The sequence below is a fragment of the Halopolyspora algeriensis genome (assembly GCF_003337235.1).
Taxonomy (GTDB): Bacteria; Actinomycetota; Actinomycetes; order Mycobacteriales; family Pseudonocardiaceae; genus Haloactinomyces; species Haloactinomyces algeriensis.
On sequence record NZ_QPJC01000001.1, the window covers coordinates 125,320 to 142,380 of the forward strand.

The following is a 17,061-nucleotide window of genomic DNA, read 5'->3' on the forward strand; positions in this document are numbered from 1 at the left end:
GCGGGGGCCGTGTGCGGCCCCCGCGCACCGCCGACGAGGTCAGGTGACGACGTCGTCGACCGAGGGTGACTCGTTCTTGGAGAGGTTGATGCCGAGGTTGGCAGCAGCCCGCTCCAGGTCCTCGTCATCACCGTCGCGCATTTCGATGGCGGCACCGTCGCTGGAGAGCACCTCGACGTTCAGGCACAGCGACTGCAGCTCCTTGAGTAGCACCTTGAACGACTCCGGAATACCCGGTTCGGGGATGTTCTCGCCCTTGACGACCGCCTCGTAGACCTTGACGCGACCGAGCACGTCATCGGACTTGATCGTCAGGAGCTCTTGCAGCGTGTACGCGGCACCGTAGGCCTGCATGGCCCAGCACTCCATCTCACCGAAGCGCTGGCCACCGAACTGGGCCTTACCACCCAGCGGCTGCTGGGTGATCATCGAGTACGGCCCGGTCGACCGGGCGTGGATCTTGTCATCCACCAGGTGCAGCAGCTTGAGGATGTACATGTATCCGACCGCGACCGGATACGGATACGGTTCACCGCTGCGACCGTCGATCAACGTCGCCTTGCCGTCGCCGCCGACCAGACGCTCACCGTCACGGTTCGGCCTCGTCGATTCCAGCAGGCCCGTGATCTCCTCTTCGCGGGCACCGTCGAAGACGGGGCTGGCCGTGTTGGTACCCGGTTCCACGTCGTAGAGCTCGGCGGGCAGTTTCTTCGCCCAATCCGGGTCGCCGTCGATGGACCAGCCCTGTGCGGCAATCCAGCCCAAGTGGTTTTCCAACACCTGTCCGATGTTCATCCGTCGCGGAACACCGTGGGTGTTGAGGATGACGTCGACCGGAGTGCCGTCGGCCATGAAGGGCATGTCCTCGATCGGCAGGATCTTGCCGATGACACCCTTGTTGCCGTGCCGGCCCGCGAGCTTGTCACCGTCCTGGATCTTGCTCTTCTGCGCCACGTAGACGCGGACCAGCTCGTTGACCCCCGGGGGCAACTCGTCCTCGTCCTCGCGGTTGAACACGCGAATACCGATGACCTTGCCGGTCTCACCGTGCGGCACCTTCAACGAGGTGTCGCGGACCTCCCGGGCCTTCTCACCGAAGATCGCCCGCAGCAGCCGCTCCTCGGGGGTCAGCTCGGTCTCGCCCTTCGGCGTGACCTTGCCGACGAGGATGTCACCGCCCTGCACCTCGGCACCGATGCGGATGATGCCCCGCTCGTCGAGATCGGCGAGGACGTCTTCGGAGACGTTCGGGATGTCGCGGGTGATCTCCTCGGAGCCCAGCTTGGTGTCGCGGGCGTCGACCTCGTGCTCCTCGATGTGGATCGAGGTGAGCACGTCGTCCTGCACCAGCCGCTGGGACAGGATGATCGCGTCCTCGTAGTTGTGCCCCTCCCACGGCATGATGGCCACGCGCAGGTTCTTGCCCAACGACATCTCACCGTTTTCGGTGGACGGTCCGTCGGCGAGCACCTGACCGGCCTCCACACGATCGCCCTCGTTGACGATCGGCTTCTGGTTGATGCAGGTGCCGTGGTTGGAGCGGGCGAACTTCTGCAGCCGGTAGGTCTGCCGCTTTCCGTCGTCGGCCATCACCGTGATGTAGTCGGCGCTCAGCTCCTCGATCACGCCGGCCTTGCCTGCGACGACGACATCGCCGGCGTCGACAGCGGCACGCGACTCCATGCCGGTACCGACCAGGGGAGCTTCGCTGCGCAGCAGCGGCACGGCCTGGCGCTGCATGTTCGCGCCCATCAGCGCGCGGTTGGCGTCGTCGTGCTCCAGGAACGGCAGCATCGCGGTGGCCGCCGAGACCATCTGCCGCGGTGCGACATCCATGTAGTCGATCTCGGTGGGGGACAGCAGCTCGACCTCGCCGCCCTTACGACGCCCCAGCACGCGCTCCTCGAGGAAGTTGCCGTCGTCATCGATCGGCGTGTTCGCCTGAGCCTTGACGTAGCGGTCTTCCTCGTCGGCCGTCAGGTAGTCCACCTCGTCGCTGACCACACCGTCGACGACCTTGCGGTACGGGGTCTCGATGAACCCGAAGGGATTGACCCGGCCATAGGTGGCCAACGAACCGATCAGGCCGATGTTCGGGCCTTCCGGAGTCTCGATCGGGCACATCCGACCGTAGTGCGAGGGGTGCACGTCGCGGACTTCCACGAGAGCGCGCTCGCGGGAGAGACCACCGGGCCCCAAGGCGGACAGCCGCCGCTTGTGCGTCAAACCGGCCAGGGAGTTGGTCTGGTCCATGAACTGCGACAGCTGCGAGGTGCCGAAGAACTCCTTGATCGCCGCCACCACGGGGCGAATGTTGATCAGGGTTTGCGGCGTGATCGCCTCGACGTCCTGCGTGGTCATCCGCTCGCGGACCACCCGCTCCATGCGGGACAGGCCGACCCGAACCTGGTTCTGGATCAATTCACCAACCGTGCGCAGGCGCCGGTTGCCGAAGTGGTCGATGTCGTCGAGCTCGACGGGAACGGTCGCCCCGCTCTCGCTCTCGGACTGCCCGCTGTCGCGGACGGGCATCGAGGTCTCACCCGCATGCAGGCGCACGAGGTACTCGATGGAAGTGGCGATGTCCTCCTCGGTCAGCACGCCGGAGGAGAACGGCAGCTGCAGGCCGAGCTTCTTGTTGACCTTGTAGCGGCCGACACGGGCGAGGTCGTAGCGCTTCTCCTTGAAGAAGAGGTTCTCCAGGAGTGTCTGCGCGCTTTCCTTCGTCGGCGGCTCACCCGGCCGAAGCTTGCGGTAGATGTCGAGCAGGGCTTCGTCCTGCCCTGCCGTGTGGTCCTTCTCCAAGGTCGCCATCAGCGTTTCGGAGAAGCCGAACCGTTCGCGAATGGCCTCGGCACTCCACCCCAGCGCCTTGAGCAGCACGGTGACCGGCTGGCGACGTTTGCGGTCGATCCGCACGCCGACGGTGTCGCGCTTGTCGACATCGAACTCCAGCCACGCACCGCGACTGGGGATGATCTTGACGCTGTACACGTCCTTGTCGGTGCTCTTGTCCACCGATTGGTCGAAGTACACACCGGGGGAACGGACCAGCTGGGAAACCACGACCCGCTCGGTGCCGTTGATGATGAACGTGCCCTTGTCGGTCATCACGGGGAAATCGCCCATGAACACCGTCTGACTCTTGATCTCACCGGTGCTCTGGTTGATGAACTCCGCGGTGACGAACAACGGCGCCGCGTAGGTCATGTCCTTGTCCTTGCACTCCTCGACGGAGGCCTTGACCTCGTCGAAGCGCGGGTCGGAGAAGGACAGCGACATCGATCCGGAGAAGTCCTCGATCGGGGAGATCTCGCTGAGAACCTCTGCCAGGCCGCCAACAGGATTGTCCTCGCCGGCGTCGACCCGGCGCTGGAACCAGGTCTCGTCGCCGACGAGCCATTCGAAGGATTGAACCTGCAGATCGAGCAGATCTGGCACTTCCAGCGGCTCACGGATCTTCGCGAACGAGACTCGCTTCGGGGCCCCAGGGATCCCCGGCGTGGAGTTGGAAGCTGCAGAGACCTTGGTCGCGCGGGAGACTGCCAAGATGCGTCCTTCCGGGACTCTGAACTGGCTACAGCCGTTCCGGACGCCCCGACCGATCTCGATGACCGCTCAGCACCATCCGGTTAACACGACTGTCAAGGGTGCAATGGCGCCCACGATCCCTGACCCCCGTGATTCACATGAACCATCCACACGAATCCAGGAGATACGGAAAGAGGGCAGCGCAAAGTGACAGTCTAGCCGGTACGACACCAGCTGTCGAGAGGGGGGTCACTGCAAGCTGCCCTGTCCCGCGTCGAGCCCCAGCGTGACCCGACCGGCGCCCACAGTCAAGAGATCATCTGCTCATCACTCCGGTGGCGCAGACCACAATCACGCATCGTCGACGTACCGGCCGCGGCGAACGGCCCCGAGGAGCAGCGGAATGACGTCTCGCAAGGACCCGAAGTCGTCTTCGCGATGAAGCGTTTTCGCAATACGGAACACCACGAAGCTCCTCCGGCGCTTCCCACCGTAGCACCGGCCGGCGCGCTCCGGTGCTGAGGGCGAAACACCCCGAGTCGGACGGGGCTCGCTCGACCGGCGGGCCCACCTCATACGATCGGACTACTTCCCGTCGACAAATGTCGGTACTGTGATGCCGCCCACCGGCGATAAAGATCACTTTCGCGCAACCGCGACACGGGAGAACAGGATGGATGACGACGTGAGCCGCCGAAACCGGACGTTTCGACGGTCGCCACGTTCGGCGGAGGATCCGCCACGGGAGCACTCGGACCATTCCTGGTTCACGCGCCCGGAGGGAAGCGGGCGGACAGCAGACCACCAGGCACCCGGTCGGGAGACGACCGAGGGCCGAGCCACGGGCACGGGGCCGGCCGGGACACCCGCTCAGGCTTCTCCGGGATCCCGGGAAAGTCCTCAGCAGCGCTATGCCCGCGCCCTGTCGGCGCTGGGTGAGATGGTGACCACCCGCGACTTCACGTCCCTGCCGTGGGTCACCCAGGTACTGCGTGCCACCGCAGGTGCACTGCACGAGCAGGACCCGTCACTGCCGAGTGTGCTCAACAATCTCGGCAGTGCCTCTCAGCTCGCATACATCTCCAGCGGCGACACTGCCGACCTGGAAGACGCTGTGGGCTACTACCGCGCTGCCGCCTCCGGTGCCCAGGACGACGATTCCGACCTCGTGCTCTACCTGTGCAATCTCTCGCTCGCCCTGGCCGACCAGGCGGGGTTGACGGGCCGCACGGAGCATGTCTCCGAGGCGCTTCGTGCCGCTCGGAGCGCGGTCGATCGTGTGAGCAGTGACGACCGGCGTCGAGTGACGGCACTGATCCGCCTGGCCAACGCGTTGAAGCTGTGTGCCCGGCTCGCCGAGGACACCGACTCCGACGACGAATCCGTGGAGGTCTTCCGGGAAGCCGCACGGGGAGCCCTGAACGGCGAACACGCCCGGGAGCACCGCTCCGAGGCTCCGGAACTGCTCATCAACCTCGGTTCCGCTCTGCTGCGGCGCCATGAGCGTGTCGCCGCATCCGAGGACCTGGACGAGGGCATCACCCACCTGCACAACGGCATCGGCATCCTTCCGGGAGGAGAGCAGCGCCACACCGCCCTCGTGCACCTCGCCGAAGCATTGCGGCTGCGCTATCGCCAGCGCGGCGACCTGGGCGACCTGCAGTCGTCGATCAACGAGCTGCTCGGCGTCGTCGACGACCTCGGTGATGGCCACAAGCTTCTCGGCAAGTTGCTCTGGGTCCTCGCCTCCGCGGCCACGGAGTACGTCGACAGCACGGGAGAACCGGGCAACCTGCATCAGACGCTGCGGGTCATCGGCCTCGCCGTCCGCGGTCTGCCTGCCGATGACCCTCACCGGGCGATGGCGCTGGCCGGTTACGGCTCGCTCGCCCGCAGGCACTACCTGCACGGTGCGGCTCCTTCCGTGCTGGACACGGCAGTGTCCGCCGCGGAGGCCGCGGTGGAGGCCGCCGGCACACCCCCCAAGCGGTGTGCCGTGTTGAACTCGCTGGTGAGCAACCTGCTCACCCGTTACGAACACTCGGAGGAACCCGCGGATCTGGAGCGCGCGCAAACCGCGGCCTCCGAAGCTCTGGAAACCGCACCGGACGGGAGCGTGCCCCAGCACACCGCCTGGTCCCAGCTCGGCATCCTCGCCATGTACCGCTACCGGCGGCATCCCAGGACGGCCGAACTGGAAACGGCGGTCGAGATGTTCGACCGCGCACTGATCGCCATGCCCGACACCGCGCCGGAACGGGTCGCGGTGAGTACCCACCTCGGCCGCGCCCTGCAGACGCTGCACCGCAGAACCGGCAGGCGCAAGCTCTACCGTTGGGCCCGCAAGACACTGACCGAGGCCGCGACCCTGCGTACCGGTCCCGCCGACCAGCGACTCCGCGCGGCGAACCTCTGTGGCCGCCTCGCCGCACAGGCCCGCCGGTGGTCGGAAGCGCTGGAGTCGTTCACCATGGCCGTCGAACTCCTTCCTCTGGTCACGCGGGGCAAGAGGGCCGTGGCCTCTCCCGCCACGCAGCGGCAATGGGCTTACGTCACCGCCGACGCCGCCGCCTGTGCAGTGGAAGTGGGACAGCCGGAACGTGCGGTCGAACTGCTCGAACACGGCCGCCGAGCGCTGCTGTCGGAATTGCTCCCCGCCGGTGGGGAGCTCGGTGAATTGCATCGCAAGCAGCAGGGTCTGGCCACCGAGGCGGTCCGGCTACGTCGGTTGCTGGACCGACCCCCCGAGGATCCCGAACTGGCCGCCGGCGACATCATCACCGAGGACGCGCGACGTCGCTGGCTCGCCGATGCCTGGGACGACCTGCTGCGGGAGGCCCGCAGCGAACACATCCAGAACGATCACCTGCGGATCACCCCCTTCTCCGCACTGGCCTCCGCCGCCGACGAGGGCTCGGTCGTTCTGGTCAACCTGAGCCGGTACCGATCGGATGCTCTGATCGTCTTCGCAGGACGCGTGCTGCCCGTACCGCTGCCCGATGCGACGCCGGAATCGGCCACCGAGCAAGCCGAGGCTGCCGTGTCCGCCGCCCAGCAGACGCATGCGGACACGCAAGCAGCACCGGATCAGCAGGGACTGGTCGAGGCCATGGACTGGCTGTGGCACACCATCGCGCGCCCCGTGCTCGACCGGATGGGCTACACGCGCACCCCCGGAGGGAACGAGAGGTGGCCGAGACTGTGGTGGTCGGTGACCGGCGCGCTGGCGTTTCTGCCCTTGCATGCGGCGACGAGTACGAGCAACGCGTCCGTGCTCGACCGCGTGGTGTCGTCCTACACACCGGGGTTGAGCGTTCTCCTCCGCACGAAGCAGCGCACGCCAGGGACTTCATCGCGGGCGCTGGTGGTGGGAGCACCGACACCCGCCGACCCGTCTCCCGCGTCGTCGATGCAGGCTCACACCCTGGCGCAGTGCTGGCCGAGCGCCGACGTACTGGCTCGGGAAGGCGGTACACCGGAGGACGTGCTCGACGTCCTCCCCGACTACCCGCTGGTACACATCTGCGAGCCGAGCATCGAGCGGCCGGCACATCCCGCTGCGGGGCGCGTCCTGGATCGGGGCTCCCAGGGGCGGTCACTCGGGTTGATCGAGCTGGGGCAGACCCACCTGCCCGACGCCGAGTTCGCCTACCTCGGAAGGTGCGGCAGCACGGCCGAGACTCCCTCGACTGCAGCAGTGCCCCTGGGTAGCGCACTCGGCTTCGCCGGCTTCGCGCATGTTGTCAGCTCGCTGTGGGCCGTCGACGGCGACAGCGCCGCGCGGATACACGCGGACGTCTGCGACGACCTCTCCGAGGAGGGGTACTTCGCCACCGAGCGTTCGGGATACGCACTTCACGCGGCGGCCCGCCGGCTGCGCGAGGAATGTCCCGAGCAGCCGGCGTTGTGGGCCGCACACGCTCACGTCGGCCCGTGACGGCGGCATCAGCAATCAGCGCGGAGTGAGCCGGCTGATCTTCCACTGGTCACCGTGCTTCTCCGCGAGGACGCTGAGCTGGGCCGGCCCGACATTGCTCTGGCCGTTGTCGTTGCGCGTGGCACGCTGATTGACGAACACCAGCACCTCGGCACGGTTCTCCTGGAGTCGGGTGACGCCGGCGGCCTGGACGGTCGTGGACACGACGAGCTTCTGCTTCGGAGCCTCCTTGCGCACCGTGGCGAACAACTTGTCGTATTTCTTGACCGCACCGTCGACGAGCAGATTCTTGGCGGCCTTCTCCGTCTTGGCGGTATCGGCGTAGTTGTACGAGAACAGCTTCTCCACCGCGGTGGAGATCTGCCCCTTGGCCTCGCTCGTGGCGGCGTGGTCCACGAGAGCCCGGTTCGTGGTGGCGCCACCGCTTCGCAACGAGTAGTAGGAGCCGGTCTGGAACCACACCGCCAGCCCGGCGAAAGCCACGGTCAGTACCAGCATCAGCGGTACCAGGAGGGTGGCGGGCCGGGACAGCCGCCGACCGGTCCTGCTTGCACCCGCACCGGTCGTGCTCTCCTCGGCAGTGCCGTCCTCCGCGGGAGCTTCCTGTGACGCGGTAGTCGGCTCCTGATGTGATTCGCCGGCGCTGTCCTCATCGCCGGCACCGTCACCCTCGCCGGCGCTGCCCTCCTCACCGGGACCATCCTCCTCATCGGAGGGGGACAGGTCGGGCTCCGGCTGCTCGGACTGCTCCGGCCCCTCGAGGCCCGGCTCTTCGCGTCCGGAGTCCACCCGCTCCGGCTGTCCGGAGTCGTCCGTTGCCGGAGCGGGCACGACGGAGCCCGGCTGTTCGGATTCCGCGTCCCCCGCCGAATCGGTCTCCGACGACGGAGTCTCCTGCGATTCGACCGGTTCCTGCTCGTCCGGCTTCGATGAATGTTGCTCGGTGTGTCGACGGAGCCCGGCCACGCGGGGCCGCCGAGCTCCGGATGACTTCTGCGACGGACCACGGCCCGAGCTGCTACGGCGGGAAGTGGACATGGGGATTGACTCCTACAACAACGGTGGTATCGGGGAGCCGGTGTTCCGGGCTCTCGGGCGATCACGAAAGGTGCGTCACGGGGCTGCCGGACTGCCGGTCCCCACCGCGCCCAGCGAGCTCAGCTTCCATGTCCCGTCCACCCGGGTGAGCTCGGCCTTGTAGCGGCTGCGCTTGTCCGCCGGTTTCTCGCCCTTCTTCCGTACGGTCACCTTCACCACGGCGATCATGCGAGCCTTCCCGGCGCGGGTGTTGAGCTCGGTCAGCGCCGCATCGAGCACCCGTGCCGTCGTGCTCGTCTTCGCCTTCTTGATGCGTTCGGCATTCGCCTGACGACCACGCTTGACCTGCTCGTGCAGCGCCCCGGTGGAACTCCGCTCCCACCGGTCGAGTCCCTCTTTCAAATTCCGGTGGTCGAGCGTGTTGAAGTTGATGATCGCCTGACGACCATCCTGCAGGGCCTGCTCGCGGGCGACCGCCAGATCGATCGACTCGTCGCTTTCGGCCATCGCCCAGGACACCCCGGCGCTTCCGGCGGAGGCGGCGAGCAGGAGCGCGGCCACGAGCAGCGCCACGCGAGAGCGGCGCGCGCGGTTCCCGGTTGTGCTTGCGGTCGACATCGTTCCCCTTCTCGCTGGTGGCAGCGGCCAGTGTTGCGCCCCTCACCGACCAGGTGCGTTGCGTGCTCCGCGTACAGCGGTCGGGCTGTCCGGCGGCACCTTGCACTGTGCTTCGGTGTTCAGCGGCACCGGTGCCAGTTCGTTGCCCGCCCGCTTCTCGGTGCTCTCGTAATAACACGGCATCGGATCGAACGTGTTGACCACCAGACCGAAGTGGGCGGTCCCGTCACCGGGCGTGACAGTGTAGGCGCCTGCGGTCACGAGCGGGTAGGTCACCATCATCTGCTCGATCGCGTCGGTCTTGGTCGCCAGCATCTCCGAGGTCGAGGTCAGGTTCCTCACCAGGTTGGTCAGCTGGGGGCCGGTCTCCCGGAGCAGGCCACTGAGCTGCCGTGCTGTTGCCGGCGCCTGCTCGATCACCGCGCGCAGGTCTCCATCGGAGCGCTTGAGCTGTTCGGAAACCAGGCGCAGGTCTTCGCTGAACGACCTGATCGCCGAACCCTGCTCGTTCTGGGTGGCCAGCACGGTTTTGCCGTCTTCCAGCAGTTTCCGGGTCTGCGGCAGGTGCTGCTGTGCCTCGGCGACGAAGTCGCTGCTGGTGTCCAGGATCTTCTGCAGGTCCGGTCCGGTGCCCGCGAAACCCTTGCCGAGTTCGTCGACGACCGTCCGCAGGGCATCCTTGGGAACCGACTTGACCAAGGCGTCCAGGTTCGTGAGCAGGTCTTCCACCGGCAACGGTGTCTCGGTGGCCTGCTGCGGAATCACGGATTCGCCGTCGAGGTAAGGTCCGCCCGTGCTCTGCGGACGCAGATCCACGTACTGCTCACCCACGGCCGACCGCTGGGCGACCACGGCCTTGACGTTCTCCGGGATCGGGGGTGCGCTCGGCTCGATGTCCAGCGGCACCGCGACCCCGTTGTCGGTCAGGCGCAGGTTGCCCACCCGACCCACCGGCACTCCCCGGTAAGTCACCTCGGCATTGGAGAAGATGCCTCCCGAATCGGCCAGTTGCATCGTCACCACGTAGCCGCGCGGGCCGAACAGACGATCCAAACCGGCGTAACGAGCTCCGGCATAGCTCACGCCGACCAGCGCGACCGCGACGAACGCGGCGATCTGGATGCGAACTTTGCGGCTGAGCATCAGTCACCTCCCAGGAGGCTGTCCAGAATCCCGCCGGAAGAGCCCGAGTCCGGAGACGGCGCGGGTGGGGAATCCCCGGGCGAGGTGGCGGGTGGTTGCCCGTTGCCTGCTCCGCCGGACAGCAGCGGCAGCGGCAACGGCGGCTCCGAGGACCCCGCCGACTCCGGTGGGTGGACGATCGGCTGCCTGCTGCGCCCCAGGTTCTCGAGAACGCGGGTCAGGTTCAGGTCCGCGTCGACATACAGGTTCGTGTAGTCGCCCTTGACGCCCTGGACCGCGCCATCGGTGAAGGGGTAGGTGAGCAACAGCTCGAGGGACTTCGGCAGGTCCGACCCCGCGGCGGCGAGCTGGCGCAGCACCGGCTGCAGCGACTTCAGGTTCGCCACGAGGTCCTGCTTGGTCCGGTTGACCACATCGGTGGCCACACCGGAGAGCTTGTCCAGCGATTCGAGCATCGTCACGAGCTGATCACGCTGCTCGTTGAGCACTCGCAGTCCCGGGCCGAGGTCGCGCAGGGCCACATCGATGTCGGCACGCTGCGCCTTCAGAGTGGCACTGAGCCGGTTCACGCTGTCGAGCGCCTTCGTGATCTCGTCCCGCTGTGCGTCCAGCTCGGACACGAGTTCATCCAAGTTGGACAGAAGGTTGCGCACATCGGCCTCGCGACCGTCCAGTGCTGCGTTGAGCTCGGAGGCGATGTTCTTGATCTGTGCGATACCACCGCCGTTGAGCAACAGGGACAGCGCCCCCAGCACCTCTTCGACCTCGGGGCCACGCCCGGTGCGCTCGATACCGATCATCGCTCCGTCGGTCAACGTGCCGACGGGCTTTTCCGACTTCGGTGGTGGAGCCAGCTCGACGTACTTCTCGCCGAGCAGACTCGACTGCTGAATCGACGCGGTCGCGTTGGCAGGCAGGTCGACATCGCCGTTGACGGAGAGAGTCACCTGCGCCTGCCACGACTTCGGGGTCAGCTCGATCGAGCTGACCCTGCCCACGGGGACATTGTCGACCCGAACTCCCGCGTTGGGCACGAGATCCACCACATCCCGGAAGCGCACCGTGACCTGATACGGATCGTTCCCGAGGTCGGCGCCACCCGGCAACGGCAGGCTGTGGACTCCCTTGAATTCGGTGATCCCGCAGCCACTGACCAGCGCCACCGTGGCCAGCACGGCGATCAGTGCCCGCGCCGGAGACAGCGCCCGATGCCGACTTCGCCCGGTGGAACGCTCCTGCCGCGACGTATCGGGTTCCCGGGAAATCGACCGATTCCTCGCGAAGGCGTTCGTCCGCAGCGAGCCCATCACCGGCCACCTCCTTCGGTGGATTGCTGCTGGGTTCCGAATACGGCATCACTGCTGCGCTGCACCGGCAGCGGCAGTTCCGGCAGTTTGCCCTGCTGGAGAGCGGAAATCGTCTCCGCCGGTGTCGGCAGCGGCACAGTGCCGTCGATGACCCCCTGAAGTTGCTTGCACAGGTCGGTCAAGCCCTGGGGCAGCTTGTCGAGCGCCGTTCCCGTTTCCGGTGCCGTCTGCTGCACGAGCTTGCACACCAGCACGATCGGTGGCTGATTGAGCTCGTTGATGTTGGCCCGCGTGTCCAGCGTGCCCGAGGCCGCGTTGTAGGTGTTCTGCAGGTTGCCCAGGGCGAGCGGAGCGTAGGTGAGTGTTTTGCGCAGCGCCGCCTGCTGCTCGACCAGCACCTGTGCCACCGAGTTCAACTGCTCGACGTTGCTGTGCAGCTTTTCCCGGTTGTTCCGCACGAACGACTCGACCTTGCCCAGTGCCAGGGCCAGCTCGGACAGCGCCGCTCCCAGGTCCTGTCGCTCGGAGGCGAACAACTCCTGGATTTCGCGCATCTGGGTGTTGAACCGGCGGACCTGCTCGTCCTTGGACGCCAGCATCGAGGTGAACTTCTGCAGCTTGTCGACCGTGGCGAACAGATCCTCACTGCTGCCGGACAACGTCGAACTCGCCTGTCCGAAGTTCTTCAGCATCTCGGACAGCAACTTGCCGTTGCCCTTGAGGTTCGCCGCACTCGTTTCGAGCAGCTTCGACAGGGCGCCGTCGCTGTTCGCGCCTTTCGGACCGAGCGCCACGTTGAGCTTGTTGAGATTGCTGAAGATCTCGTCGACCTCGACGGGTGTGACGGTGCGTTCGTTGCCGATCACCGCGCCGTCGTCCATCGTCGGCCCTCCCTCGTAGACGGGAGCGAGCTGGATGTAGCGGCCGCTGACGACGCTCGGCGAGACGGCCACGGCACCGGCATCGGCGGGAATCTTGACGTCACGCCGCACGGTCATCGCCACCCGCACCTTCTTCGGCTGCGGCTGGACCTTCTCGACCCGCCCGACGGGCACTCCCAGCACCCGTACTTCGCTGCCCTCGTAGACGCCCACAGCAGTATCGAAGTACGCCGTCAACCGGCGCTCGTTGGCACCGAAGAACAGCCACCATGCGGCCGCCGTCACGAGCAGTGTGAACGTGCAGGCGAGTGCCAGTGTCCGCGTGAACGGAGGTTTTCCGAGGCGGGACGGACGCACCGCCCAAGCCGTTTTGATCGACCTCATGGCAGGCAGCCCTCCCGATTGATCGGGCCGGCGGCGGGGGGAAGCAGACCGCAGATGTAGACGTCGAACCAGCGGCCGTTACCGAGAACGTTGGAGAACAGCCGGGTGAACGGGGCCATCTTCTCGATGCTGCGGCTGAGATTGTCCTGATTGCGCTGCAGCATCGCGGTGACCTTGTCCAGCTGCGTGAGCGCGGGCTCGATCTGCGCCGCGTTGTCGTCGACCAGACCGGTCAGTTGCCGGGACAGCTCCCGGGTGCCGTCGAGCAGCGAACTGATCGCGTCCCGCCTGACCCGCAGCTCTTCGAGCAATCGATTGCCGTCGGCGAGCAACTTCTCGATCTCGGCATTGCGGTCCGCAAGGGTTCCGGCGAGCTCGCTGGTCCGGTTCAACAGCTCCTTGAGCTGCTGGTCGCGCTTGGCGATCGTTTTCGACAGCGCGGACAGTCCCTCGAGAGCGCCCCGCACTTCCTCCGGAGTGTCGGAGAAGGTCTGCGACAGCGTACGGAAACTCTTGGCGAGTTGATCCGTGTCGATCTTTCCGACGGTCTTGGACAGGCCGCTGAACGCCTCGATGACATCGTAGGGCGACATCGTGCGCTGCAGCGGGATCGGCTCCGAACTCGGCAGCTCCTTGCTGCCCCGAGGATCCAGTGCCAGGTACTTCTGCCCCATCAGGGTTCCGAGCTTGATCGCCGCGTGGGACCGGTTGCCGACCCACGCATCGGAGACTGCGAAAGAGACCTTGACGTGATCACCCTCCAGTTCGACATCGGTGACCGTGCCGACTTCCACCCCGGCCACGCGCACCACGTTGTCCGTGGTCAGCCCGGCCGCCTCGCTGAAGTGGGCAACATAGGTCTTGCCCCGGACGAACGGCAGGCTCTCGAAATTCATCGCCAGGACGAAGGCCAGCGCCAGCGTCAGCAGCCCGGCCACACCGATTTTCAGCGGGTCACGTTTCTGGAATGAGGTCATCGCCGGCACCTCGGCTGAGTCACCGGCATCAACGGCAGCGGCAGCTCCTGCTCACCGATACCGACCGATCCGGATGCCTCGCACAGGTAGAAGTTGAACCAGGAGCCGTAGCTCGCGGTCCGCGAGAGAGTGGTCAGCTTGTTCGGCATGTTCTGCAGGACCCTTTCGACCAGGGCCTGGTGCCCGTTGAGGTTCTTGCTCAGTTCGTGCAGGCCCGCGATGTCCTGACGCAGCGGGCGCCGCGACTCGGCCAGCAGCCCCGCTGTGGTGTTGGTCAGCTCGTCCATCGCGCTGAGGGCGCTGCCGACCGAGCCGCGGTCCGCAGCCAGTCCCGAGACCAGCTTCTGCAACTGCACGATGAGCCCGGACAGTTCCTCGCTGCGGGAGTTGACGGTGGCGAGCACGCTGTTGAGGTTGCCCACCACCTGACCGATCACCTTGTCCTTCTCGGCGATCGTCTTGGTCAGGGAGGCCGTGTGCGCCAGCAAGCTCTCCACCGTGCCCGCTTCGCCCTGCAGCACCTGGATGATCTCGAACGAGAGCTTGTTGACCTCCTTCGGTGTCAGCGCCTCGAACAGCGGCTGAAACCCGCCGAGCAGGGCACTGAGATCCAGCGGTGGCTTGGTCCGCTCCACCGGAATCGTCTCGCCTGCGTCCATGAACTCGTCGACCGGCCCCGCCCCCCGTTCCAGGGCGACGTAGCGCTGCCCGATCAGGTTGCGCCATTTCACCGCCGCCGTCACCGACTCGGGCAGTCTGCGTTCGGAAACGCTGAACCGGATCTTGGCGGTGCCGTGGTCGACGACCCGGATGTCCTCCACCTCGCCGACCTTCACCCCGGAGATGCGCACCTCGTCGCCCTCGGACAACCCGGTCACGTCGGTGAACAGTGCCGAGTAGGACTTCGAGGAGCGCAGGCTCTCGTTGGCGATGGTGGCGATCAGGACTCCGGTGGCCAGCACCGTGACCAGCACGAAGATCAGGAACTTCACCAGCGGACCGGTGAGGGAACGTGCGTTCATCGGTAACTCACCTCCGCTCCCCGCAGAAGCGGTCCGACCAGCAGCGATCCCCACTCCGGCACCTCACGGGCAGGCACACCCATCGTGGGAGCCATCAGTGCGGAGACGAAGTCGCGTTCGGCGGGCGAGTTCGCGATGCCGAGGCCGCCGGTTGCCGGATCCGCCGACTGCGGCGACGTGCCCGCCGGAGCCTGCGCCCCGGCCTGTTCGGCCGGAGGGTTGAGACCGCTGTTGGAGGTCCGTGCGGCGGGCGGTGCGGACGAGCCGTCCTTGACCGGACCGTCCGGCGGGTACTGCGGGAACGGCTTCGGACCGTTCTTGAAGTTGTAGCAGCGCGGACCGCGCTTGTCGTTGTACTCGGGTTCGTCCTGGTTCGGCTTGTACTTGCCCCGATGAGACGTGATCTCCAGGGTGATGTGCAGGCCGGGTTCGTCGGTGCCCACGCCGAAGGCGTTGTTGATGCGCGGCACGAGACCCGACATCGCCTTGAGGAAACAGGGGTATGCCGGTGCGTACTTGGCCAGAATGCCCAATGTCGGCCGGGACGACTCGTTCAGGCGAATCAAGTTCTCCCGATTGGCTTCGAGGAATTTCCGGAGATCCTGCGAGGTCGTGGTCAACCGCGTGGTCAGGGCATCGAGGTTCTCGTGCTGCTCGACCAGCGTGCGCGAGGTCGTGGTCAGATTCCGCATCGCCTGCAGCACATCCGGTGCGGCCTCCTCGTAGGTGCGGGCGACACCGACGAGTTCCTGCAAGTTGCGTTGCAGGTCCGGCACCGACGGATTCAGTCCCTCCAGGTAAGTGTTGAGCTGCGAGAGGGTCTTGCCGAGTTGCTCGCCCCGCCCGTCGAGGGCCGTGCTCAGTGCGTTCAGCGTCGCCGCCAGGTCCGCAGGCTGCACCGCCTGCAGGGTCTGGAGCGTGTCGGCCAGCACCGTCTGCAGCTCGATGGCGGCGCGCGTGCGGTCCTGGGGGATCACGTCCCCTTCGGACAAGTTCCGCGTGGACGGATTCTCCGGTAACTGCAGGGATACGTAGCGCTCACCGAACAGCGTCTTCGGCAGCAGCCGGGCGGAGACGTTCGCCGGGATCGCATCGACCTTGTCGGGATCCAGCGCCAGCTGCAGGGTTGCACCGTCACCGCCGGCGGTGATCTCGCGGACCTTGCCCACGAGAACCCCGCGCACCTTCACGTCCGACCGCGGCTGGAGCTGGTTGCCCACGGACCCCGCATGCAGCATCACGGTGACGACCGGCTTGAACACCTTCTGATAAGTCGCCACGGTCAGAGCGACGAACAGCACCATGCACATCAACAGCGCCAGCCCCATCAACCGGCGCCTGATGGTGGTCAGCGCGCGCCTGCTTCGGTTTTTGGCACTCATCCGGCAATCCGAACTGTCGTGGTGGTGCCCCAGATCGCGAGGCTGAGGAAGAAGTCGAGCAAAGCGGTGGCCACGATCGCCGTCCGCACGGCACGGCCCACCGCGATACCGACACCTGCCGGGCCACCGCTGGCGCGGTAGCCGTAGTAGCAGTGCGTCATGATCACCAGCACACTGAAGACGAGCACTTTACCGAAGGACCACAACACGTCCTCCGGTGGTAGGAACAAGTTGAAGTAGTGGTCATAGGTGCCCCCCGACTGGGAGTACAGCTGCACCGTCACCGTGCGTGCAGCCAGGTACGAGGTGAGCAGCCCCAGTACGTACAGCGGGATCACCGCGACGAAACCCGCGATCACCCGAGTGGTGACCAGGTACGGCAGGCTCGGAATGCCCATCACTTCCAGCGCGTCGATCTCGTCGGAGATCCGCATGGCACCGAGCTGCGCGGTGAATCCGGAGCCGACCGTGGCCGACAGGGCCAGACCGGCCACCAGGGGGGCGATCTCACGGGTGTTGAAGTAGGCGGAAATGAACCCGGCGAAGGCCGAGGTACCGAGCTGGTTCAAGGCGGCATAGCCCTGCAGACCGACCACGGTGCCGGTGAACAGGGTCAGGCCGATCATCACGCCGACCGTGCCGCCGATCACCGCGAGCGCACCGCTGCCGAAACTGACCTCGGCCAGCAGACGCAGCACTTCCTTGGTGTAGCGAGTGATCGACTTCGGGATCCACGCCAGCGCCCGCAGGTAGAACGACATCTGGTCCCCCAGATCGTCGAGCACCTCCAGTGGGCGCCGCAGGGCGCGGCGGGCGCGCTGGGAAATCGTCGTCATGCCCG

11 protein-coding genes are annotated in these 17,061 nt (G+C 66.4%); 1 reads left to right on the forward strand and 10 read right to left on the reverse strand.

The window, feature by feature from the left end:
- Positions 1–39 precede the first annotated feature (39 nt).
- A complete protein-coding gene (gene rpoB / locus DFQ14_RS00590) occupies positions 40–3,549 on the reverse strand; it encodes a DNA-directed RNA polymerase subunit beta (protein ID WP_114451049.1) in 3,510 nt (1,169 codons plus the stop codon).
- A 655-nt stretch (positions 3,550–4,204) separates the two neighbouring features.
- Between rpoB and DFQ14_RS00595 the strand changes: the two genes are divergently transcribed.
- Positions 4,205–7,468: a CHAT domain-containing protein gene (locus DFQ14_RS00595; protein ID WP_114451050.1), complete on the forward strand. Its 3,264-nt coding sequence runs from the start codon at positions 4,205–4,207 to the stop codon at positions 7,466–7,468.
- Positions 7,469–7,483: 15 nt separating this feature from the next.
- On the opposite strand, the gene DFQ14_RS00600 is transcribed toward DFQ14_RS00595, so the two are convergent.
- The 9 genes from DFQ14_RS00600 to DFQ14_RS00640 all read right to left on the reverse strand — a co-directional run bounded on the left by DFQ14_RS00600 (position 7,484) and on the right by DFQ14_RS00640 (position 17,056).
- Positions 7,484–8,506 (reverse strand): ICP22 family protein, encoded by a 1,023-nt coding sequence (locus DFQ14_RS00600; protein WP_141921423.1) that lies wholly within the window; start codon positions 8,504–8,506, stop codon positions 7,484–7,486.
- A gap of 75 nt (positions 8,507–8,581) precedes the next feature.
- Positions 8,582–9,124 (reverse strand): hypothetical protein, encoded by a 543-nt coding sequence (locus DFQ14_RS00605; protein ID WP_114451052.1) that lies wholly within the window; start codon positions 9,122–9,124, stop codon positions 8,582–8,584.
- Between the two features lie 42 nt (positions 9,125–9,166).
- Positions 9,167–10,267: an MlaD family protein gene (locus DFQ14_RS00610; RefSeq protein ID WP_114451053.1), complete on the reverse strand. Its 1,101-nt coding sequence runs from the start codon at positions 10,265–10,267 to the stop codon at positions 9,167–9,169.
- A complete protein-coding gene (locus DFQ14_RS00615) occupies positions 10,267–11,574 on the reverse strand; it encodes an MCE family protein (RefSeq protein WP_114451054.1) in 1,308 nt (435 codons plus the stop codon). Before DFQ14_RS00615 ends, DFQ14_RS00610 begins: the two co-directional genes overlap by 1 nt.
- A complete protein-coding gene (locus DFQ14_RS00620) occupies positions 11,574–12,839 on the reverse strand; it encodes an MCE family protein (RefSeq protein WP_114451055.1) in 1,266 nt (421 codons plus the stop codon). The genes DFQ14_RS00615 and DFQ14_RS00620 overlap by 1 nt, the downstream gene beginning before the upstream one ends.
- The gene (locus DFQ14_RS00625; RefSeq protein WP_114451056.1) at positions 12,836–13,816 is read right to left on the reverse strand and encodes an MCE family protein; all 981 of its coding nucleotides are present in this window, start codon (positions 13,814–13,816) and stop codon (positions 12,836–12,838) included. The genes DFQ14_RS00620 and DFQ14_RS00625 overlap by 4 nt, the downstream gene beginning before the upstream one ends.
- The gene (locus DFQ14_RS00630) at positions 13,813–14,838 is read right to left on the reverse strand and encodes an MCE family protein (RefSeq protein WP_114451057.1); all 1,026 of its coding nucleotides are present in this window, start codon (positions 14,836–14,838) and stop codon (positions 13,813–13,815) included. Before DFQ14_RS00630 ends, DFQ14_RS00625 begins: the two co-directional genes overlap by 4 nt.
- Positions 14,835–16,220 (reverse strand): MCE family protein, encoded by a 1,386-nt coding sequence (locus DFQ14_RS00635; RefSeq protein WP_114451058.1) that lies wholly within the window; start codon positions 16,218–16,220, stop codon positions 14,835–14,837. The genes DFQ14_RS00630 and DFQ14_RS00635 overlap by 4 nt, the downstream gene beginning before the upstream one ends.
- Positions 16,217–17,056: an MlaE family ABC transporter permease gene (locus DFQ14_RS00640; RefSeq protein WP_114451059.1), complete on the reverse strand. Its 840-nt coding sequence runs from the start codon at positions 17,054–17,056 to the stop codon at positions 16,217–16,219. The genes DFQ14_RS00635 and DFQ14_RS00640 overlap by 4 nt, the downstream gene beginning before the upstream one ends.
- Between the last annotated feature and the right edge of the window lie 5 nt (positions 17,057–17,061).